This window comes from Thermincola ferriacetica, assembly GCF_001263415.1.
GTDB classification, from domain to species: domain Bacteria; phylum Bacillota; class Thermincolia; order Thermincolales; family Thermincolaceae; genus Thermincola; species Thermincola ferriacetica.
The window spans coordinates 78,958-100,874 of sequence record NZ_LGTE01000003.1 but is presented as its reverse complement, the minus strand read 5'-3'; the positions used below and the strand labels follow the sequence as shown (position 1 = coordinate 100,874).

Sequence of the window (21,917 nt, the reverse complement as noted above, 5' to 3'; positions counted from 1 at the left end):
TATTATACTAATTTTGCCCGGGATTTCGATGCAGGTGTCGAAAAACAAAGGAATTTGGTGAACGATTTATTGTTAAATATAAAGGAAGATAATTGAGAAAGAAAGAATTAATACCATAATTATTACTGATTCGGGCTGAAAAGGAGGGGTCTGATACAAAAAAGATTGGTCGAGAGTAACGGGTTATTTCGGTTTTAATGAGGTTGGCTTTGTAGAGTGGGAGGGGAAATTATGACTGATAAGTTAACCAGTACCACAAACCTTACAAGGGAACAAAAAAGGCTGCATCTTACCCATGATATCGCAACTTGGAAGAGGCTTAACAAATTATTCGCCAGGTTTTTTGAAAACATACCGCAGGCCTTTTTATCATTGGATAATGACTGGAAATTTGTAAGTGTTAACAAGGCGGCCGAGCAAATTTTGCAGCAACCGAGGTCAGCGATAATTGGTAAAAATTTATGGGAAATCTTTTCGGAAACTGCTGATTCCAATTTTTACAAGGAACTTTATGCAGCCAAGAATAAACAGATTTCAGTTCAATTTGAAATATATCATAAACCTTGCAATCTTTGGTTTTCTGTACGGGCTGTTCCTTCCGGGGCAGGACTGCTGATTTATTTTCAAGATGTAACCTGGCAAAAATGGGCCGAAGAAGCGCTGCAGGCCAGTGAAGAAAAATTTAAATGTGCCTTTGAATATGCCCCTATAGGTATGGCGCTGGTGTCCCTTGAAGGATATTTTCTCAAAGTCAACAATTCCCTTTGCGAGATGCTGGGGTTTCCAAAAGTTGAATTGTTAAGTTTGGCCTTAAAAGACATAACCCATGCCAATGATATGCCGGTAGAAGAAAACTTTATGCAGCAGCTAATTGCCGGAGAAAGAAGCACTTATCAAATAGAAAAACGGTGCATCCATAAATTGGGGCAGGTTGTTATGGCCCTGACCAATGCCACTCTCGTACGAAACAACCAGGGACAGCCGTTGTATTTTGTCATGCAACTTCAGGATATAACGGAGCGGAAAAAAGCTGAAGAAGCTTTGCGCAAAAGCGAAGCCAAGTTTAAATCATACATTAACCAGTCTATAGATGGTATACACATTGTTGATAATGAGGGAAGGTACCTGGAAGTAAACCCGGCAGGTTGTGCCATGCTGGGTTATACTGAGGATGAAATGCTCCATATGACTATAGCGGACATAATAGCTTCCGGTCAGACTGACGGCTTTGAACACTTTAAAAAGTTGATGGAAACAGGTGAGAGTAAAGGCGAGATTACCGCCCGCAGAAAAGATGGCACGGAAATTACTGTCGAAATCCATGCCGTATCTCTGGGGGGCGGTCGCAATATGGGTGTTGTCCGCGATATTACTGACCGCAAACGGGCCGAGGCATTACTGCAGGCCAGCGAGGAAAGGTTCAGGCAGGCATTTAACTATGCCCCGATTGGCATGGCCCTGGTTTCTTTGGACGGAGGTTTTTTAAAAGTCAATAAATCCCTGTGTGAAATACTTGGTTATACGGAACAGGAAATGTTGTCCATGAGATTTCAGGACATCACTCACCCCGAAGACCTGGATGTAGCCGTCAGTAAGCGGTTTCAGATGGAAAAGGGCGAACTTGCCAACTACTGGACAGAAAAAAAGTATATACATAAGTCCGGCCGAGTGGTCCATTGTCTGCTCAGCGCTACCCTGGTCAGGGATAACGAGGGAAATCCTTCTTACTTTGTTTCTCAAATTCAGGATATAACCGAACGGCACCTGGCGGTGCAAGCTCTTGAAGAACGAGAAGCCATGTATCGGACCTTATTTGAAAAGTCCCAGAACCCCATTATCGTCATTGACAAAAAAGGAAATTACATAGACTGCAATGAAGAAGCATTAAAATTTTTGGAATGCGACAGAAAAAAATTTTTGACCATGAATGTCAAAAATACTGTACCCCCGGGCCGGGAGGGCATGCTAAAACAGCAAAGACCTTATTGGGTTAATGGTGGTACCGTTGAAACGGAATACTGGGTGAATGGAAAAGTAAAGGTCATGGATCTGACTCTTACCAAGGTATACTGGCAGGGGCAGCCCGCCATGATCGGCATAGGCCGGGACATAACGAAGCAAAAAGAAGATGAGAAGGCATTAAGGGAAAGTGAAGAGCGCTACCGCCGTCTGGTGGAATTTTTCCCGAATACTATTTCCGTAATTATGGACGGCAACATCGTATTTATTAACCGGGCAGGTGCAACGCTGTTTGGTGTCTCCGACCCTGAAGAATTAATCGGCAGACCTATACTTGATTTGGTCCACCCCGATCATAGGGAGGCTGTTCAGGAAAAGATTCAAACCGGTGAAAAGGGTTCAGTCAAACCTGTAACGGAAGAAAAATTTCTGCGGGTTGACGGGGCCGTCATAGATGTGGAACTTTCATTGATACCTTATACTTTTAAAGGAAAACCGGCTATCCAGATGATTATTAGGGACATTACCCAGCGTAAAGAGACGGAGGGCGCTCTGGCTACAGAAAGGGAGCGGCTGGCGGTAACCCTGCGCAGTATCGATGAGGGAGTAATTACGGCTGACAGTAAAGGGAAAATCGTACTCATGAACCTGGTGGCTGAAAACCTGACAGGATGGAGTCAGGAAGAGGCCATCGGGAAATTATTGACGGAAGTAGTTAACGTTAGAAACGAGAAAACAGGAGAAAGGTGCGCCGATGCCGGAACTAAGGTATTAGACAGCGGACAGGGTATTACTTTTACAGAACAAAAGATACTTGTGAACAGGAACGGAACAGAGAGAATTATTGTGGACAGCGCAAGGCCTATTTGTACCGACAGCGGTCAAATTGTCGGGGTCGTGCTGGTTATCAGAGATGTTACCGACCAGAGAAAAATTGAAGAGGAATTCCTTAAGGTAGAGAAGCTCGAATCCCTGGGTATTCTTGCCGGAGGTATCGCCCACGATTTTAATAACATCCTGACGGTGATTCTTGGTAACATTTCCCTGGTTCAGATGCTCACGCCGCCTGATTCAGAGGCATATGCTCAACTGGAAGAAATGGAAAAGGTGACCATGCAGGCTAAAGATTTGACGAAACAGTTGCTCACCTTTGCCAAGGGTGGCGCTCCCATATTGACAACGGCTTCGATAAAACAGCTCATAAGAGATACGGTAAGTTTTGTTTTGCGGGGTTCCAACGTGAAGTGCGAATTTTCCATGCCGCCGGATTTGTGGGCGGTAAAAGTCGATGAAGGGCAAATCAGTCAGGTTATCAACAACCTGGTGATTAACTCCAAACAGGCTATGCCGGAGGGCGGGGTACTTAAGGTAAAGGCGGAAAATGTTTATATAGGTACCGGTGAGTTTATTTCCCTTGCCGAAGGAAGATATGTTAAAGTAACTGTAGATGACCAGGGGATAGGTATACCTGAAGAAAATCTGCCCCGGATTTTTGACCCCTATTTTACTACCAAACCTAAAGGGAGTGGACTGGGCCTGGCAACGGCCTATTCCATTATCAAAAAACATAACGGGCATATTGAGGTTGAATCGGAACCAGGACAAGGAACAAGGTTTTACATTTACTTGCCGGCTTCCCCAAAACAGGTTTGTTCCAAGAAGAACATACATAGTTATCCGCTACAAGGAAAAGGGCGGGTACTTATTATGGATGATGAAGAAACCATTCGCTATGTAGTCCGCAGCATGTTGAACCATTTTGGCTATCATGTGGAAGAAGCAAGAGACGGAGCAGAGGCTATAAAATTATACAGGCTGGCCAAAGAGGCAGGCCGCCCTTTCGATGTAGTAATCATGGATTTGACTATACCCGGTGGCATGGGCGGTAAAGAGGCCATTGCGAAGCTGCTGGATTATGATCCCAATATAAAGGCTATTGTTTCCAGCGGTTACTCCAATGACCCGATTATGGCAAATTACCAGCAGTATGGATTTATAGACGTTGTCGCCAAACCTTATAAAATGGTGGAATTAAGTAAAGTTGTCCACCGGGTGATTTACGGCAAGAGAATGATTAGCTAAAGCATTCGTAACCATGGCAAAAACAAAAGTTTCTATCGAGATTTCCTGGAAACTTTTGTTGATATCCGAAATTATGCTTTGAGGTTATCCACAATTTTGCCTTAAAGCATCATTTCCAAATATTAAAAAAGTGCGCGTCCGGTAGGAAACTAAAATTTGTACTTTTGGTAACAATTAATTGCCCAAATTATGATATACTATATAGTATATACAAACAATTCAATTTAGAACGGAGGTAACCGGATGCGTTTCATTAGTCCGTCCAAGGGTTCCATTAGCCTCGAGGAAATGGTTACCGATTTGATTAATTTCACTGTTCAGTCCCCGAAAGACAGCTACCGGATAATTATTGGGACTGATTCACAACAGGGCGAAAAAACCTGTTTTGTTACTGCGGTCATTATTCACCGCGCAGGTAAAGGTGCCAAATTCTATTACCGGCGAACTTATCACAAGCCATATCATTCTTTGCAGCAGCGAATTTTTGCCGAAGCCAATGAAAGTCTGGATATAGCCGCGCGGTTGATGGAAAAGTTATCTGCTATTAACCCTGAACTTACCATTGAAATTCACCTGGATGTGGGAACAAAGGGTAAAACCAAGGAACTGATTCAGCAGGTTGTTGGTATGGTGAATATGAGCGGATTTCTGGCCAGGGTAAAACCCTATTCTTACGGCGCCAGTAAAGTGGCGGACCGGTATACCAAATAGTGATGAAATGTATACAATATATCTGGGTGAAAGTCTTTGACTGATTTACCAGATATGGTATAATTTAAACAAGATAGCTTTTAGCTATATGAACGGGCGGGGGAAGGGATGAACCCCCCAAAGAGGCGCACAGGGCGCCTCTTTTTTTGTACTTTTTTATTTGTTTTTTTGCCTATATTCTCTTTTCCTGAGTGCAGGAACCAGATAAAATAACCGTTCTCTAAAATAACTGTATGCCAGTCCGGCCAGCAGCAGCAGGCCGGCATAACCTACGACGGGATAAAGAAAACGGACCAGGTTGGTGAAACCGAACCGGCTGGCCAACAGCGACGTAGCGGCGGCGCCGATTGTTACCCATTTTGCTCTGGCAGAATCAGGGTCCGCCAGTCGTGCTGAAAAGCCATACAGGCTTCCTACGGCGGTAGTATAAATTTCAGCCAACAATACAAGAGCGTAGGCGCCTTTAATGATAGGCGAAATTTTGCCGGCAATAAAAGCCATGGGTATATCGTAACGGGCTGCTTCAGGTAAATTTGCCAGTAAAGCCAAAAGAATGGCCAGGGCGCCTAACCCCAAACCATATCCACCGTATTTTGCGCCCCGGGCCAGAGCAACATCGCTTTCAGCATGCATACCCAGGGGGGACAATACTGCTATAGCCATAACCAGGTTATAAGAGACGTATATTAAAGCGGATAAGGGCCAGAAAGGTACAGCAGCTCTGTTGTCAATAGAGGCGGCATGTCTCCATAAACTTACCGGCGAACCAATTAAAGTGTAAATACTGATACCCAGTACGGCCGCTAAAAGGAGCGGGACCACAAAACTGATGGCTGAAACAACACCGCCGAAACCAATCAATACAGTAATCATGGTCGCAACGGCCATTGCCAGGTTACCCCAAATGCTGGGAATACCGAACTGTTCTTCAAAAATGGCTCCCGACCCCGCTACCATAGCAGTTACGGCTCCGAACAGAAAGAACGTAATAGTATAATCTATAAACCGGCCTATCCAAAGGCCGCCGGCTTTTTGGATCACCGGCAGGTGGGATTTTGCCTGTAAGTCTTTGCCCATCTGCATAATAATTCTGCCAAAAAATGCAAACAAAACCGATGTCAGTAACATGCCCAGTATCCCGGCCGGCCCAAAGAAACCAAAAAACTGAAGGACCTCCTGGCCCGAAGCAAAGCCGGCTCCAACCACTGTTCCGATGTAAGTCGCCGCGATGAGAAAGGGAGAAAGTTTTTTTTCTGTATGCTGGTTCATCCAATCACCGACCTTGAATTTTTGGAATGACGCTGTTTTTTAATTAGATTTTGAAAGTATACCGGATTTTATGTGATGTTGATTCAATTAAGCAGGTTGCCTTTTTTAGGCAACCTATTTTTGCATGGGGTAAAAAAACATTAACAACGTCAGTGCAGACATAAAACAAACTGCCTTTGAATATTCTGTTGTGAAAGGAGGGGGAACTGCTTGCCAGCGGGTTTGATATCTCATGGTTTTGATATGAGAAGAATCGACGATGTTTTAATCGTTTGCCGGGGAATTATGGACACTACTTTATTCAGAAAAATTGGAAAAATTAATGAAAATAGAAGGAGTTTTTAACGGTCTTATAGAACCAATCACTTTCGTAATATATAAAAAAAGGATTACAAATACATTAATCAATTATTAAGAAGAGAAGTGACCTGACAGTGGACACCGGATCGCGCAAAGATATTTTGAAAAAGCCTGCTCTATACTTGGGTTTACTCCTGGCACTTTTAGCGGCCGGTTTTGCCGACTGGCTGATTGGGGACAGTCACTCATGTGTGTTATTACACCTGCCCCGGGCCATAGGGGACAGACCGTCTTATTTGTACAGCCTTACCGGAGGGGAAAGAGCGGCCTTGGAACAGCCGGTGGCGGTGGCCGTATCAGAAGAAAAGGAATTGGTTTATGTTGCCGACGTGGGCACCGATAGAGTGTGCGTTTTCGATAAGAATTCAGGCCGTTACCTTTATTCCATCGGCGAAAGGGGCAAAGGAGCCGGCAAGTTTAATTATCCATATGGCCTGGCGGTTTTTTCCGACGGGCGGCTCTGGGTCAGCGATCCTGAAAACTTTACTGTTCAGGAATTTGATGCCAAAGGCCGGTATTTGCGGACAATTGGCGTGGCTGATTATGGGATTAAGCCCGGCTTAATGTGCCTGGGGCAGGACGGTAAGGTTTACATATCGGACCTGGCCCGGCATGGAATTGTTGTTTTTGATGCCGGAGGGAGATACATGGGCGAAATTGAGGCCGCTCTTACACATCCCCAGGGAATTCAGGCGGACAGTGGCGGACACCTTTGGGTGGTGGACGAAGGCCAATGTCAGATTAAAAAGATAACAGGTAAAAAAGTTGTCCGTTCGGTTACTGTTCCCGTAGGAGTCTTACCGACAGGGATGGTCAAAGGGCTGGCGGCGGATAATTTAGGCCGTCTGATGGTTACCCAGTCCTTTGCCAACCGGGTGTTGGTTTATGACGGCCGGGGCAGATTATTGTTTACCTTTGGTCAGTCGGAAGATCCGGAAGAAGGGTTAAATTTACCCGTGGGAATCACGGTAGATGAGGACGGCAGGATTTACGTGGCCAACAGAGGCGATGGCCGGGTAGCTGTTTGGGGTTATCCTGGTTAACATGGCTTCGTCTGGAGGGGAAACATCATGAGTACAAGATGGGACAAGCTTATTGGAGCTAATAATGACAATGGTCGGCGCCGCAAAAAATTTTTTGCGGTGCTGCTGGTTTTTCTATTGGGCGTCTTGCTTCTTGCCGCTCTTAATATAGCAATGGCAGAAACGGCGGATGTATTGGGAGGAGACGGCGATTTTGAAGGGACGCAGTACAGCAGGTGGCGAACCTTCAGTGAAGGCGGGGGGACTGCCTTCAGCCAGACAAACGCGACGGCATACACAAATGTATATTCGGCTCAACAATATATTTCTTTAACGGCAACCAATTTAAATAGCGATACGGCCGGGTACGAACATGTATTTGCCCTGCCCTCTGAAGGGGTAAATAGCGTGACGGTTAGTTTTAATTATAGAATTTATCGTTCAACAAATAATTATGGGACTTGGGAGGTAGGCTGGGAAATCTGTGACTGGAACGGCGTCCAGAAGGCTGCCGGGCTTTTGACCGATGTTTCCGATACGTGGAAAAGTTTTTCTGCTCCAGTCAACGGGTTAACTGCCGGGAACAGGTATCTTCTCAGGCTTTACTGGAAGGTGGGCAACCAGGCAGGCAAATCATTGATGGGTTACGTTTACTGGGACAGCGTAAACGTAAACATAGATTATACCCATAGCGCTGGGCCCCTGATTTTTGACCTGAAACCGCAGGACGGTACTTTGCTCCACGGGACTGCCGGGTTATCCCTGTGGGCGTGGGACCCCAAGGGTATCAAACAAGCGCCGGGTGATGGCATTAAGTGGGAGTACTCAAGCGATAGCGGCAGTACATGGCATGTTATCGGGGCCACGTACAATTCGACGGTTGACAGCTATACCTATGGAATAGACTGGAATACCGGCGCTTTGCCTGATGGCCTGTACCAGGTCAGGGCGGTGGCAAAAGACTCACTGGACGAATTTACTGTTTCTGATCTGAAGTATTATACCCTGGAGAACCAGGGGCCTGTTTTATCAAATTTCACGCCTGTTGACGGAGCCAGGTTAAAAGGAGACCAAAAACTGAGCGTCAGCGCCCAGGACCCGGCAGGAATAGGCAGGGTAACCTGGGAATATTCACCAGATAACGGTACATCGTGGATTCCCATAGGTACCAGCAAGAAACCGGAATCTGTTGCCGGCGGTGTCTATACCTTTTCTTACATATTTCCGACCGAAGATCTGCCTGATATGAATAATTACCTGATTAGGGTGACGGCGGTTGATTCTTCCCCGTGGGGTCACAAGACCGTAAGTCCCGGTGTGACTTACCACATAGACAATAATCCGCCGGAGATTTCCCAAATAAATCCGCAGATGTGGTCTTATCTGCGGGGACATGTTCAGACATTGTCTGCCAACGTAACGGATGCCAATGGCATAGCCGGCGTGGAGTGGCAATATTCCACCGATGGGGGTGCTACCTGGACGTTCATCGGAAGTGACCATACTCCTGACGGCACAACTTATTCCGTTAACTGGGACACGGCAGCCGCGGGGGGAGATGGTGCATATCTGATCAAAATTGTAGCGACTAACCGTGATGGAGATACTTCCATCAAGACCTTTACTTATTATGTGGATAATACCAGGCCTGTTTTGAGTCAGGCAATAGTACGCACCAAAAATATGGTAGACATAGAATTTATTGACAGTTGCATGGATAGCGAAACCGCTAAAAATCCGGCCGTTTACCAAATTTATGAATCTGGGAATCCCGTTAATGTTCTAGAGATATCAGCGGTTCAACTGAAAGGTGACCAGAGGACAATCCGACTTATAACTGCTGACCAGACGGTTGGAACCAGGTATACTGTCGAAGTCAACCCTTCGGTTACAGACGCTGCGGGCAACATACTAAATACTGACCCGCCAAATGTCAATAAACTTGAATTTGTAGGCATGGGCAGCACTACTTTTTACCCGCATGGCAACTTTGACCTGACATCGGAGTTGTGTGCAACCTGTCATGTTACCCACGCCGCTGCCGGCCCTGTTTTATTGCAACGGGAAAACGAAAAGCTTCTCTGTTATATGTGCCATGACGCCAGCGGAATCAGTACCAAGAATATTTTGGCCGAATTCGGCTCTATTGACGCTGTGGGGGCTAATACAAGCCATCATGGTGTGCCGAACGACCAACAAAGCTGTATTGACTGTCATAATCCCCATGACGGGGCAGGGGTCCATTACCCCAAACTGCTGGATACCAGGGATGCCAATGGCCATGAGTACAACAGCGGCAATGATGTCTGTTTTGCCTGCCACGGTAGCCCTGCTCTTCACGGTGGCAGCGTGCGCCGGTTGACGGGAATATCCGGTGTGGATGACCATGAAACATATTACACGGCAGCAACGGTTTACGACGGTGATATGGTAGGGGCCCATGTTTATAAAAATAATGGAACCGATGCTTCTCTGGCTCCGCCTGACCCGCAGACGCAGATCAACTGCTGTGCCTGTCATGAAAAACATGGTTCGCGGTTACCCAAACTGTTGCGCGAAAGTGTCAATGGCGGGAAGTATAACGTGGAAGGAAACAATAACACCCTATGTTATGCCTGCCATGAGGGGCCGATGGGGACAGGGGATGCCCCTTACCTCGGGAAAACTGTTTTTGAAGCCACTTACCTTAACGCCCACGGGCGTAAATCCACCGGGGTCCTTTATCCGGGCGGGCCATACAGCGTATCACGGACCTCGGACAGCATCCCCGACGAAGAGCAAAGGGGACAATGCCTGAACTGCCACAATCCCCACGGGACTCCCTACGGAAAAATGCTGGTAGACCTTTATCAGGTTACGCCGCCTGATGATCCCGATGCCGGTTCAACGGCAGGTATCCTTAAATATAACGCTTTGTGTTTTAAATGCCATGACAGCGACGGGCCGGCCCAGGATATTGCCAGGTATTACAGCGGTAGTTACCGTAAAGACGATGGTACAAGTGTAACCGCTTCTGGACACTATGTCCATGAAAATGGGTTTTATATTGACGGAAAGCCGGTGCCTCTGGGGTACTGCATCCCCTGCAACGACTGCCATAACCCCCACGGTTCGGCCAACAACAATAATAAGCTGCTGAACGACAGGCTGGGCAGCAATCTTTACGACGGGACCGTAGCGAACCAACGGGCAATGTGTCTGAAGTGCCACACGGCCACCGACGATTCTGTACTTAATCAATGGCGGGGCAACAACATGCCCAGATTGCCTGATTTGGCGGCAACCTGGCCGCAGGTTACCACCATCAACCAGCATGCCAGAAATGTGGACCCTGCTAAGGCGAAGCCGTGTTCGGACTGCCATGGTTATGGAGATCCCATGCAGGCAGCGCATGCTCCCGAACCTTACGGCCGGAGCCCGGGCGGGAAAGACTGTGACCTCTGTCATGAACTTACTGACTGGATGGGCATGAATTCCGTTAATTACCGTCACCAGATTACATCCTTTGCTGCGGACTACAATCCGCCCGAAGGTTATACCTGCTTGAGTATGTGCCATACGGACCACAACGTATTTAACGAAGAAAATCCGCCAACTTTCGCCGGGACTGACCCGGGCAAACACTTGCGGGTAACGGGAGGGAATACCGCTGTTGCGCCTGTCTCAGGCATTCTGCCTACAGACAAAAGAGGTGTCAACGAATTGTGCATGAGCTGCCACCGGGTGGAACAAAACAACCATACCTATTTATCTCCCGGAGGGACGGAGAGCGCGGCCGGAATTTACGATTTCGTTTACGGCACGGACTCCTGGCACCCCATTATGCAGGCGCCAAAACCGAACCTGTATGTAAACTCAACTACGGCCTATCCGCCGTGGGATAATTTTGACCAGGACCCCAATAACCGCATGGTCTGCCTGGATTGTCACAATACGGACGGGACCAGGCCGGCCGGGCCCCATAGCTCCACCAACAAATACATGCTGAAGCGGGTTGGCACCAATACCGCGTTACATCCTGACGCTGATAACAGAACGAACCAGGGAGTTCTGGTATACGACGCTTTATGTGTGATGTGTCATAAAGAGACCACTTACGGGGTTGGGAATACGGCCGGCAGCGGGGAGGGTTCCATTGCACCGGCAACCCACTCCAAGCAATATGCGCATTACACGGCCAATGCTTATGGTTGCTACGGTTGTCATTCAGGCAACCCGGACATGTTAAAAGAAGTGACCAGCGGCAAAGAGCAGGGTATCGGCGGCGGCGCTTTAAGGGGCAGTATTCACGGGCGGACTTACAAGTATGACACGGCTATTGGCCGGACAGAGGCCCTGATACATGGGAATCTGATATCCAAGTTTGATTCCGCTAACGGCGGTTCCTGCACTGCCAAGGTTGGCATCAGTGAATGCCAGATGAATACCCAGCCTGTGCAGTAGACTTCTTCTGTTCGTAAGAGGGACTGGGACTATGAAGCTGCTTAATTTTTTAACTTCCAGAAAAACAAATGCTGTTTTACTAGCTGTGGCTTTGGTCCTTTCTTTCGCCGGTCAGTGGGCAAACCGGCTGCAGCCCCAGTTTTTTCTTTACCGGACATGGTGGTTTTCCGGCTTAATTATATTAATCGCCCTTAATTCGACGGCCTGCTCGGTTAAAAGGCTGGTCAGGCCGGAAGACGGGCCGGCTCAATACAACGACATAAGATTCGTGGTTGCCGGTGACGGAGACACAGAAAAAATATCGGAAAAGCTGCGGCGACTTTTTGCAAAAGCCGGTTACCTGGTCACTGGTGATGCCGGTTCCCGCTGGGTGGCCAGGAAAGGGAAAATCGCCATTTGGGGTTCTGTTCTTTTCCATATCAGTTTCAGCATTGCGGGATTGGGGATTATCCTGAACAATTTATTCGGCATGTCCGGCGCCATGGCCATTCCCGTTGGGCATGCCGTGGTCGAGGAGCATGATGCTTATGTGGGTAAGGTTTGGGAAGGCGCTTTTTTTGACGAATCCCATGCCGGTTTTTCCATTTATGTAGATAACCTGAGGCCCGAATTCAGGTATGGCAATAAGAGTTTTTCTGCACTGGAAGGACACGTGCTGTTGAAAAACAAAGAGGGAGGCAGCCTCTCTCAGCCTATCAGACCCAATAAAGGCATTACTTTTTGTGGGCGAAAAATTATGTTGGGCAATTTTGGAGCCGCGCCGGTCATAAGTGTCCATTTTAACGGCACGGAGCGTTGGCGAAGTATTATAACTTTAGCGGCCGGGGGAAAAACAGGCCCGCCATTGACCTTTTATGATACGGTGGAGCTTCCCCAAACGCCGGTCCTGGCCAAGATCAGGATATATCCGGAAGCTGAAAGCAAGTCCGGTCAATGGCTTTCCCGGTCATTACTTTTAAAAAACCCGGTTATGGAACTGGAATTGTGGGAAGACAGCAATTTGTTAAAGAAAGGGTTTTTAAAGCCCGGCGAGGCATTGGCCCTGCCCAGCGGACTGGCAGTCAAGTTTGAAGCTGTCCGGTACTACGGATTTTTCAATGTTTCTTTTTTACCAGGCTTATGGGTTATGTATGCGGGACTTTTCCTGGGAGCAGGGGGTCTTATTATAACCCTTTTGTCTGACTACAGGGTAATCACGGTAGAAAAGGGTAGCCAAAACGGGCAGCAGGTTTTAGTCGTTTCTGGCTGGGCTTATCATTACAAGAATTCCCTGGCCGGTTTAATTCGTAACATTTTGCACGCTTTTGAGTATAAGGAGGATAATCTTGCTAAAGGCTGATGTTATACTGATAATGGCAACGGCATTGCTATATTCCGGAATCTTTTTGTTTTTTATTTTTGGGCTGGTAACGAAAAAAGAAGTTTTCATCAGGTATGCAATAAAGGCTGGATGGATAGGTTTGTTCCTCAATCTTGCGGCAGTGGTAATAAGGTGGCTGCAAGCGGGGCACCCGCCGGTGAATATGTTTGAATTAAACTCTTCAGGGGTGTGTTTGGCCATAGCCCTGTACCTTTTTCTGCAATGGAAAGTACGGGAACTGCGGGTGGTGGGGGTGGTAGTTTTTGGCTTCACCGCAATCCTGTTAGGGTGGAGCTTAACTTTGTTTACCGGCGTGGAAACATTAAAGCCGGAATACCAAAGTATCTGGTTGGTAGCCCATATATTCTCCGCTTTTACTGCTTTGGCCTTTTACTTAATGTCATTTGCTATTTCCTGTTTATATTTCTTGAATAAATCTTTGGGGCGGGAAAATTATAGCGCTGCTGCCGGGGAAGCGTTAATGGATGAATATAATGTTCGCCTTGTGGCTGCCGGGTTTGTCAGCCATGCCCTGATGCTTATTACCGGCGCTATTTGGGCGCAGGAGGCCTGGGGAAGTTATTGGAGCTGGGACCCGGTGGAAACATGGACTTTATTGGCATGGCTGCTTTATGGTTTATTTTTGCACTTATATTTTTCCTTTGGGTGGCGGGGGGTGAAACTGCAAATAATGACGCTGGCAGCTTTCCCCATAATTGTTTTTTGCTATTGGTGGATTCCCCATTTGCCGCTAAGCAATTTTTAAAGTAACTATAGAAAGAAACCATGTTCTCACCGGAACATGGTTTCTTTCATCCGCTGTTATCCTCTTGCTTCGCTTTACTCCGCTCAGATGGAAATTTGGGTTAATCCTCTTTAATAATTACCTGGTTTCCTTCATTGGTAACCCAAAATTCACTGATGGCCGCTCCTTTGGCTGCTTTGGCATAGTACCTGCCCGGAGACAGCATAACAGCATCAACAGTGCCGTCAGAGCCAATGGCCAGTTCATAATCGGGCCGTGAAAAGTCGGGGCCCACATGGAGTTTGGCCCGGACAATTTTTAAAGAGTTACTGTCTTTTGCCCCGGTGACCCGGAAACTCACGGGTACGAGCCTGGACAGTACGCAGTCCTGAACTTCATCCGTATGCAACGGGACGATAAATTTTTCCATATCATACCCGTATAACCAAAAGACCAGATAATAATCTCCCTTTGGTACCATTATATCATAATTACCTGCTTTGTCAGTAGTTGTGGTGAAAGTGCCCTGGGGCCCGGTCAGGGTCACCGTTACTTGCTCTAAAGGGGCGCCCGTCAAATTGTCTAGAACACATCCGGAAAGGGAGTTATATACGATATTCATTACCACCTCTTCGCCCAGTTCCGGTATTACAGGAAGGTCCAGCAAATCCTCAAGGTTGGGCAAATCATATACTTCTTCCAAAACGGTATCTCCGGGGCCTTCTTGGTATATATTGCCGTATACCGTATCGGCCACGCTCGTTTCGGCAGGATTGTCCGTATCCTGGCGGTCATCGTTCGGATCAACCGAATTTTGGTTGGTTCCCAAATTGCTGTTTTCTACCGCTGTTGTTGCTCCGGTTTCATTAGCGCCCGTAGTTGGTTGCTCCTGCGTAACTAAACCAGTGGTCCCCTGGGTTGTTGCGCCCTGTTCCGCATCAGAATCATCTGCGTCAACGGTTACTTCTGCCGCAGCCCTGGGGGATTCAAAGGCAATACTTTTCTTTGCTAATAACGGGTAGAGACCGAAATTGTAAGTTACCAAAAATGCGGCGCTTGTTACTATGGTCAAGCAGTATTTTCTAATTACACCGGGTTTCACTGGCGGCACACTCCTTTCCACAAAGGTACAGAAAATTGCGCAAATTTAATCAACAAGGAAAAGATAACCATATTATTAAATCTATTTTACCTCTAAACAAGGGAATAGTCAAACAAGATAAACTTAAAATTATCTCGGCAAAGCAGGAAATCTTAGGCATTTTGGCGAAAGACAGAGGATACATATGAAAAAATTTAGAAAAATTATAAAGGGTAAAGAGAGAGTAAAATGACCGCGATTTTAGTTATGCTAAACAATTTCTTTCATGACCTGACCTCTGCTTTATGGTTTGTTTCTGTTATGGTTATATGGTACCTGGACCGGGCCGCTCGGACGGCGGGAGGGCAACCCGATGCCCTGTACATGAAAGTTTTTCCGGTACTTGTGAAAACCTCCCTGCTAAGTTTGGGCCTAAACCTGGTATTTGGCGTTATTAGGGCATGGGCTTACCGGGATTTTGAATACCTGCCGGCCGCCGGCAAAGGACAAATAACGGCCCTCTATATAAAACATTTCATTTTATTTTCGATAGTTCTTGTAGGCATAACGATGCTGGTTGGATTATATAGGAAATATCGAAATTTCGTGGGGAGGTAACCAGAAATTGGTCAAAGTCATGTTGGTAACCCCCGATTATCACAGCGGGGTAGTGGAATCGGCCGGTCGGTGGCCGCATATAGGATTTGTCTATATAGCGGGTGAACTTCGGAAAAGGGGTTTTGACGTCATTATATATGACGCCATGTCCAAAGGCCACGACCTGGTGCGGATTACCGAAGAGATAAAGAAAATTAAACCTGACGTTGTGGCAACGACGGCTTTTACCGCGTCTATGCCCGCTGCGGCGGAATTGTTGTACCGGGCCAAAAAATGCCATCCGGCAGTTGTTACAGTCATCGGGGGTATTCATCCTACCTTTTTGTATGAGGAGGTATTAAACGGGCATCCTTTTATCGACTATGTTGTACGCTATGAAGGGGAGTATACCATGCCGGAATTGCTGGAAGCCCATTTCGGTCAAAGACCCCTGGCTGAAGTGAAAGGCATAGCTTACCGGTTAAATGGACAGGTTGTTGTTACAGAATTACGCCCCTATATAGAGGACCTGGATACTTTGGTTCCGGCCTGGGATTTGTTGGATTGGGAGGACTATACATTTTATGTGTATCCCGGTTCTCGCCTGGGCATTATATCTACTTCCAGGGGCTGCCAACATGATTGTGGTTTTTGTTCGCAACACAAGTTCTGGCAACGGACCTGGCGAGCCAGGAGCGTGGAAAGTGTTACTTCCGAAATAGAACACCTGGTCAAAGAATACGGCGTGGAAATTTTCTTTATCTCCGATGAATATCCTACCGCTGATCGGGAACGTTGGGAAAAAATCCTGGACTGGCTGATAGATAAACAGCTCGGGGCAATGTTTCTGATTGAAACCAGGGTTGACGATATTATCCGGGATGAAGACATCATGCACAAATACCGGCAGGCCGGTATAATACATATATACGTGGGAATTGAGGCAACTTCCCAGGAAAATCTGGACATATTCAACAAGGGCATAGTTGCCGATGATTCCAAGAGGGCGTTGGACATTATCCATGCCCACGGCATAGTCAGTGAGACTTCTTTTGTGTTGGGGATACCTCAAGAGACCAAGGCCAGCATCAAAAGAACCCTGGAAACGGCTATCAGGTATAACCCTGATTTTGCCCATTTTCTTCTGCTGGCCCCCTGGCCTTATGCCGACATGTATAAAGACCTGAAACAGTATATTGTTACTGCTGATTATGCCAGGTATAATCTGGTGGAGCCGGTAATTAAACCTGCCCGGATGACTACTGATGAATTGTTTATGCAGGTATTGAAGTGTTACCAGAAGTTTTATTTCGGGAAGATTGCCGAGTGGGCCACGCTTAAGGACGGTTTCAAGAAAAGGTACGCCATTCAGTCCATGAAGGCCATTATGGAAAACTCTTTTCTTAAAGAACATGTGTTAAAACTGGGCTCAATACCAAAATCGGTGGAAAAGCTGTTGAAAACCTGGGTAAGCTGAATTTATCCATAATGGGGCGGTAAATATCTTTGGCGCCCTGTTTTCAGTGGCGGAGGATGGTTGTTGTTGACAGGGTGGGTATTCTTCATCATGAACTGAAAAAAGTTGGTTGATAAAAGGGCTGGCCTTACGGGTGAGGCCCTTTTCGCTTTTAAGTAGGTGTAATATATTGACAGTGAAAAGTATAGTATAGTATCATTATGTTAGTATACCCCAGCAGGGTATAAAACCATCCCTAAATAAAGATGATTCGTGTGAGGAGTTGCTTATGGAGACCAGACAAGAGCGTATCAACAAACTAAGGGAGCAGATTGCCGATTTAAAGTCAAGGTTACCGGCCCATTCGGTGAAGCCGCCCATGCTCATTGAACTGGAAGAACTGGAAGAACAGTTGGAATTGCTGCTTGGGGCAGAGCCGGAAACAAAAGAGGGAAAGGAGAAAATATGATGAAGGCGCTATCCTGCGCATAAATCCGTCAATGAACCTGAAAAAAATAGGGCTTTTTGCTGATTAGGAGGTGTTCGGTGTGTCCCTTGGAATAAACGGTGTGAAGGTCACCATCGACAGAGAGAAATGTGAACGTTCCGGCGGATGTTTCGCTAAAAGGGCGTGCCCAGTGAGAGCCATAAGCTATAAAAACGGGAAAATATTAATTGATGGGAGCATCTGCCTGGGATGTGGCAAGTGCCAGGAAGTGTGCCCCAATAAGGCAATATCAGTGGAAGTAAAATGAAAAACGCCGGTTTAACCGGCGTTTTTCATTTTATGCAGGGCGGCAGCGTTCTTTACGGGAACAGTTATATTCATAATTTATTAATTCGCCTTGGGCGTAGGCAATAGCCGCTGAGATGATATCACCGTCAACTCCTGATATGACGAGGAACCCGTAATTCTTTAATGTATTAAAACACTTTTTGTTAATTTTGCCCGCTAAGACTACGTCTACCTGGTTAGCCTGCAATAACTGGGCTGTCTGGTCATATTTATGTTGCAGTCCGTGGGCAGAAATTGTTTTCATCCCTACTATTTCTGAATTATTAAGGTCTATAATGGAAAAGTTGGTACTCTGCCCGAAATGGGGATTGACCTTGCCATAAAGCTCGGGAATGGCTACGCGCATAAAGTAATCACTCCGGTTAAGTTATTAATGGCAGGAACAGTTATTTTCTACATAATATTTACAACTGGCACACATTTCAGAGCGGTCTATAATTACTTTGCAGAAAGTTCCAGGAGATTTCCAGCAGGGTTTAGACTGGTTGACAGGTTCCTGGTCCCGGTTAGCGCCGCCCGAACAGTTTTTAATATGCCAACAAGGATACATGGAGACAATCTGGTGAACACCGGCCAGATTCAAACCTTTTTCGTTAATGAGATAGTATATAAACTGTAATTTTTTCACATCCATTTCGCTGTATAGCCTTTGTTTGTTTCTGCGGGCCGGGGTAATAAGCTTGTTTTTTTCCCAAATACGTAAAGTTTCAGGGTGCACCTTCATTAGTTCTGCAACAACGCTGATAGTGTACATCGGCTTGTCTTCAAGATTCTGTGCAGGCACGCAATCACCTTCTTTGAAATGGTGGTTGTTTGTGAAAAAAAGTGAATTATTCTATATATATTTTAATGGCAATTGGATATTTTTGCAAATATTTACTTACAAATATAGACAGTGGCCGATAGTCGGTGATTTCACCGGAATAATGAAACAATCGTCGGGTAAAATATTTTTAACGGATTGGTCTAGGGGGAATGTCATAGTGGATAAGGAAAAACAAAAGATTGAATGCGATGTCTTAATTTTAGGCGGCGGTCCGGCCGGGTTATCAGCGGCAATTTACTGCGGCAGGGCTAAGCTGAAAACTGTCGTTTTAGAAGAAGGGGTTCCAGGCGGTCAGGCGGCCACCACTTATCATATTGCCAACTACCCCGGAACCTCCGGAGTAATTAACGGTGCCGAATTAACCAACAATATGCGCAAACAGGCTGAATACTTTCAGGCAGACATTCAAAGCGGAGTCAAGGTACAGGAGGTTAACCTCATAAGTGATAAGAAAGTAGTAAAGACCGAAAATGCGGATTATACCAGTCGTGCGGTCATTATAGCGACCGGTGCGCAGCCCAGGAAGCTGCAAGTAGAAGGAGCTGATACTTTTAAATCACGGGGTGTGCACTACTGTGCCACATGTGACGGTCCCTTTTACCAGGGGAAGCGGGTTATCGTGGTGGGAGGCGGAAATTCCGCATTGCAGGAAGCTGTCTTTTTAACCAGGTTTGCCGAACAGGTAGCAATAGTCCATCAATTTGACCATTTCCAGGGGTCTAAAGTTGCCCAGGAAGAAGTTTTTAATAATCCCAAGATAAAAATTAGATGGAATTCTACCATCCGAAAAATACACGGAGACGATAAGGTCTCTCAAGTTACTGTTTATAATTCTGTCACAGGGCAGGAAGAAACAGTTGAAACAGATGCTGTTTTTGTATATATAGGTACAGAACCAAAATCAGAACTGTTTAAAGGACAGGTAGATATGGATGAAACAGGGTATATTATAACAGATGGTGAAATGCGTACCAAGCTACCCGGGGTATTTGCGGCTGGAGATATCAGAAAAAAAGAAGTCAGGCAGGCGATAACAGCTGCGGGAGATGGCGCAACAGCAGCAGTTAACGCTGAAAAATATCTTACCAATTAAGCGCGGCCTACTGACCTCGTTATATTTTAAACTTACTTACTATTTCATCCAACTGTTCGGCTAATTGAGCCAAGGCCTTGGCAGATGCGGCCATTTCCTCATTGGTAGCAGTCATTTCCTGGGTTGCAGCCGATACTTGTTCTGCACTCCTGGCATTTTCATCAGCAATCTGGGAAATTTTATCTATAGCAGAAATAACTACCTTGTTATTTGCCGCAATTTCCTCTGTAGAGGCAGAGTTTTCTTCGGCTATTGCTGCTATATTGTTCATGGATTCTACAACCTTAATACTGTTTTCGGATAATCCTTGGGTGGAAATTGTGATACTTTGCATATATTCCGTAACCAGGTTTACATTCTTTACTATATCTTCCAGGGCCTTTCCTGCGTCCAGACCTAATTTGGAGCCGGCTTCCACTTCCCGGGTGCCTTCGTCCATAGCTTTTACGGCCCGGTTGGTTCCTTGCTGGATATTAGTGATTAATTCTGCTATTTCTTTAGTAGCGTGACTTGAGCGTTCAGCAAGCTTTCTTACCTCATCAGCCACGACAGCAAAGCCTTTACCATGCTCACCGGCCCGAGCCGCTTCAATTGCGGCATTTAAAGCAAGGAGGTTTGTTTGGTCAGCTATATCATCAATGACCTGGATGATTTCACCGATTCTGCCGGAGTATTCGCCCAACTCCCGGATTCTGTTTGCTGTTTCAAAAACTGTCTCCTTGATGCGGTTCATACCTACAATGGCGGATTGAACGGCATGGCCGCCGGTGGCAGCTACTTCGGCAGTTTTATTTGCGGCTTCTGAAACATTTTTTGACCTGTTAGCAACGTCTTCGATGGCGCTTGCCATAGCGGAAACCACTTCTGAGGTATCGTTAATACTACGGGCCTGTTCCTGGGCGCCCATGGCAATTTGATCTATGGCCCGGCTTAGTTGAGTGAAGGTTTGTACTGCCGAATTGACACTTTCCGTCTGTTCCAGGTTGCCGGTCGCTACAGTGCCGATGGAAGCGGCGACGCTTTGGGTCACCTTGGCGGCCTCATCAGCGTTCAAAGACAATTGCTCGCTGGTAGTAGTGACCTGATGGCTGGCATTGATAACCTGGCCGATTAGGGAGCGTATATTCGATAGCATTAAATTCATGGATTTTGCCAGCGCGCCGATTTCGTCGTTTCGTTTATAATGAATATCCTGGCTGAAGTCTCCTTCGGCCATAAGTTTCATTTTGTCCCCAAGGTAGTTGAGGGGTTTCATCATTAATCTTACTAATAAGTAGGTAAGGATAGTACTTACGATAATCAGTACGAGGGCAATACCGATAGCCAGGTTGCGGGCTTTAGCGTTGGCAATGGCTACGTGTTTTGTATCCAAACTGGCTACGAGGGTGCCCCAGCGTTCCAGGTCATAAGACACGGGCATGGCAATCCGGTAGTATTCACTTCCGTCTCCGGCAGTAAACTTCTTGAAATAAGGCTCGTTTACCTGGCTAACCTTTTTTGTAAATTCATCCTGGAGGACCTTACCCACTTCATTGCTTTCGCTATGAGCAAATATTTTGCCGTTTTTGTCAATCAAGTAAATTTCTTTGAGGTCAGGGTTTTTGTTTTTTACTGTTACCAGGCCCTCCTGCAGTGTGAAGAATTGCTGCAAGCCGATGTTATTTGAAGCGACTCCTGAAAGACCAGAAGTTAAACTGACCCCTTTCTGGATAACCTGTTCATACATGATACTGGTGTTTTGCTGAATGACGAAAGTAGTATAGATAAACAGAACAACTATGATTAACCCGACTACAAATAAGGTAAATTTTGTGGCTAACGAATCTTTGTTAAAACTAAATCCTACTTTCGGTTTTTTGATCCTTTTAACTGAGTTCATAAGTTTTACACCCCGCCCCTGACAGAATTTACATGATCATTTAGGCCAACTGGAATACCAGGAATTATCTAAACAACTATATTCTTCGACACAGATTGACAGAAATCCTGCAAGAATTGAAAAATAAGGAAAAATAGAAAAAAAATATTACGAAACAATAATAAGGAAGTTGATATTGAAATTAGGTACAAAAAAATAGAGGGCCTGCCCTGAACGGCAAGCTCTCGAGTATACCGGA

General features: G+C 46.2%; 17 protein-coding genes. 12 read left to right on the top strand and 5 right to left on the bottom strand.

The window, feature by feature from the left end; genetic code table 11:
- The first annotated feature begins 231 nt into the window (after positions 1 to 231).
- Both Tfer_RS03480 and Tfer_RS03475 read left to right on the top strand, forming a co-directional pair.
- Entirely contained in the window at positions 232 to 4,041 is a 3,810-nt protein-coding gene (locus tag Tfer_RS03480) for a PAS domain S-box protein (RefSeq protein ID WP_052216900.1), read from the top strand.
- A 243-nt stretch (positions 4,042 to 4,284) separates the two neighbouring features.
- Positions 4,285 to 4,752, top strand: coding sequence for a ribonuclease H-like YkuK family protein (locus Tfer_RS03475; protein WP_052216899.1), 468 nt, complete (start codon positions 4,285 to 4,287; stop codon positions 4,750 to 4,752).
- Between the two features lie 156 nt (positions 4,753 to 4,908).
- Here Tfer_RS03475 and Tfer_RS03470 read toward each other — a convergent pair whose 3' ends face one another.
- On the bottom strand, positions 4,909 to 6,021 hold the full coding sequence (locus tag Tfer_RS03470) for a YkvI family membrane protein (RefSeq protein ID WP_052216898.1): 1,113 nt from the start codon (positions 6,019 to 6,021) through the stop codon (positions 4,909 to 4,911).
- Positions 6,022 to 6,231: 210 nt separating this feature from the next.
- Between Tfer_RS03470 and Tfer_RS17075 the strand changes: the two genes are divergently transcribed.
- The 5 genes from Tfer_RS17075 (at position 6,232) to ccsA (ending at position 13,972) form a co-directional block, all read left to right on the top strand.
- Complete coding sequence (locus Tfer_RS17075) at positions 6,232 to 6,366, top strand: hypothetical protein (RefSeq protein WP_282432049.1); 135 nt, start codon at positions 6,232 to 6,234, stop codon at positions 6,364 to 6,366.
- An 89-nt stretch (positions 6,367 to 6,455) separates the two neighbouring features.
- Complete coding sequence (locus tag Tfer_RS03465; protein WP_052216897.1) at positions 6,456 to 7,424, top strand: 6-bladed beta-propeller; 969 nt, start codon at positions 6,456 to 6,458, stop codon at positions 7,422 to 7,424.
- 27 nt (positions 7,425 to 7,451) lie between these two features.
- A complete protein-coding gene (locus tag Tfer_RS03460; protein ID WP_052216896.1) occupies positions 7,452 to 11,846 on the top strand; it encodes a cytochrome c3 family protein in 4,395 nt (1,464 codons plus the stop codon).
- Between the two features lie 31 nt (positions 11,847 to 11,877).
- Positions 11,878 to 13,185, top strand: a complete 1,308-nt coding sequence (locus Tfer_RS03455) for a cytochrome c biogenesis ResB family protein (RefSeq protein WP_052216895.1) — start codon at positions 11,878 to 11,880, stop codon at positions 13,183 to 13,185.
- The gene (gene ccsA, locus Tfer_RS03450; RefSeq protein ID WP_052216894.1) at positions 13,172 to 13,972 is read left to right on the top strand and encodes a cytochrome c biogenesis protein CcsA; all 801 of its coding nucleotides are present in this window, start codon (positions 13,172 to 13,174) and stop codon (positions 13,970 to 13,972) included. The genes Tfer_RS03455 and ccsA overlap by 14 nt, the downstream gene beginning before the upstream one ends.
- 100 nt (positions 13,973 to 14,072) lie before the next feature.
- Here ccsA and Tfer_RS03445 read toward each other — a convergent pair whose 3' ends face one another.
- Positions 14,073 to 15,053 (bottom strand): carboxypeptidase regulatory-like domain-containing protein, encoded by a 981-nt coding sequence (locus Tfer_RS03445; RefSeq protein WP_052216893.1) that lies wholly within the window; start codon positions 15,051 to 15,053, stop codon positions 14,073 to 14,075.
- A gap of 228 nt (positions 15,054 to 15,281) precedes the next feature.
- Here Tfer_RS03445 and Tfer_RS03440 point away from each other — a divergent pair, with 228 nt between their 5' ends.
- The 4 genes from Tfer_RS03440 to Tfer_RS03425 all read left to right on the top strand — a co-directional run bounded on the left by Tfer_RS03440 (position 15,282) and on the right by Tfer_RS03425 (position 17,840).
- On the top strand, positions 15,282 to 15,650 hold the full coding sequence (locus tag Tfer_RS03440; protein WP_013121060.1) for a hypothetical protein: 369 nt from the start codon (positions 15,282 to 15,284) through the stop codon (positions 15,648 to 15,650).
- Between the two features lie 7 nt (positions 15,651 to 15,657).
- A complete protein-coding gene (locus tag Tfer_RS03435) occupies positions 15,658 to 17,106 on the top strand; it encodes a B12-binding domain-containing radical SAM protein (protein ID WP_083436759.1) in 1,449 nt (482 codons plus the stop codon).
- Positions 17,107 to 17,374: 268 nt separating this feature from the next.
- The gene (locus Tfer_RS03430; RefSeq protein WP_052216892.1) at positions 17,375 to 17,554 is read left to right on the top strand and encodes a hypothetical protein; all 180 of its coding nucleotides are present in this window, start codon (positions 17,375 to 17,377) and stop codon (positions 17,552 to 17,554) included.
- A gap of 79 nt (positions 17,555 to 17,633) precedes the next feature.
- Positions 17,634 to 17,840 carry a 4Fe-4S dicluster domain-containing protein gene (locus Tfer_RS03425; RefSeq protein WP_013121057.1) on the top strand — a complete coding sequence of 69 codons (207 nt, stop codon included), beginning with the start codon at positions 17,634 to 17,636 and terminating at the stop codon, positions 17,838 to 17,840.
- Between the two features lie 30 nt (positions 17,841 to 17,870).
- On the opposite strand, the gene Tfer_RS03420 is transcribed toward Tfer_RS03425, so the two are convergent.
- Positions 17,871 to 18,227: a NifB/NifX family molybdenum-iron cluster-binding protein gene (locus tag Tfer_RS03420; protein ID WP_013121056.1), complete on the bottom strand. Its 357-nt coding sequence runs from the start codon at positions 18,225 to 18,227 to the stop codon at positions 17,871 to 17,873.
- A 24-nt stretch (positions 18,228 to 18,251) separates the two neighbouring features.
- The gene (locus Tfer_RS03415; RefSeq protein ID WP_013121055.1) at positions 18,252 to 18,665 is read right to left on the bottom strand and encodes a MerR family transcriptional regulator; all 414 of its coding nucleotides are present in this window, start codon (positions 18,663 to 18,665) and stop codon (positions 18,252 to 18,254) included.
- A gap of 199 nt (positions 18,666 to 18,864) precedes the next feature.
- Here Tfer_RS03415 and trxB point away from each other — a divergent pair, with 199 nt between their 5' ends.
- A complete protein-coding gene (gene trxB, locus Tfer_RS03410; RefSeq protein WP_052216995.1) occupies positions 18,865 to 19,800 on the top strand; it encodes a thioredoxin-disulfide reductase in 936 nt (311 codons plus the stop codon).
- Between the two features lie 19 nt (positions 19,801 to 19,819).
- Here trxB and Tfer_RS03405 read toward each other — a convergent pair whose 3' ends face one another.
- Complete coding sequence (locus Tfer_RS03405; protein WP_052216891.1) at positions 19,820 to 21,679, bottom strand: methyl-accepting chemotaxis protein; 1,860 nt, start codon at positions 21,677 to 21,679, stop codon at positions 19,820 to 19,822.
- Positions 21,680 to 21,917 lie beyond the last annotated feature (238 nt).

Coding starts and splice junctions, on each gene's coding strand:
- Tfer_RS03430 (WP_052216892.1), top strand. CDS start 17,375: ATGGAGACCAGACAAGAGCGTATCAACAAACTAAGGGAGCAGATTGCC.
- Tfer_RS03470 (WP_052216898.1), bottom strand. CDS start 6,021: ATGAACCAGCATACAGAAAAAAAACTTTCTCCCTTTCTCATCGCGGCG.
- Tfer_RS03420 (WP_013121056.1), bottom strand. CDS start 18,227: ATGCGCGTAGCCATTCCCGAGCTTTATGGCAAGGTCAATCCCCATTTC.
- Tfer_RS03405 (WP_052216891.1), bottom strand. CDS start 21,679: ATGAACTCAGTTAAAAGGATCAAAAAACCGAAAGTAGGATTTAGTTTT.
- Tfer_RS03480 (WP_052216900.1), top strand. CDS start 232: ATGACTGATAAGTTAACCAGTACCACAAACCTTACAAGGGAACAAAAA.
- Tfer_RS03455 (WP_052216895.1), top strand. CDS start 11,878: ATGAAGCTGCTTAATTTTTTAACTTCCAGAAAAACAAATGCTGTTTTA.
- Tfer_RS03475 (WP_052216899.1), top strand. CDS start 4,285: ATGCGTTTCATTAGTCCGTCCAAGGGTTCCATTAGCCTCGAGGAAATG.
- Tfer_RS03440 (WP_013121060.1), top strand. CDS start 15,282: ATGACCGCGATTTTAGTTATGCTAAACAATTTCTTTCATGACCTGACC.
- Tfer_RS03460 (WP_052216896.1), top strand. CDS start 7,452: ATGAGTACAAGATGGGACAAGCTTATTGGAGCTAATAATGACAATGGT.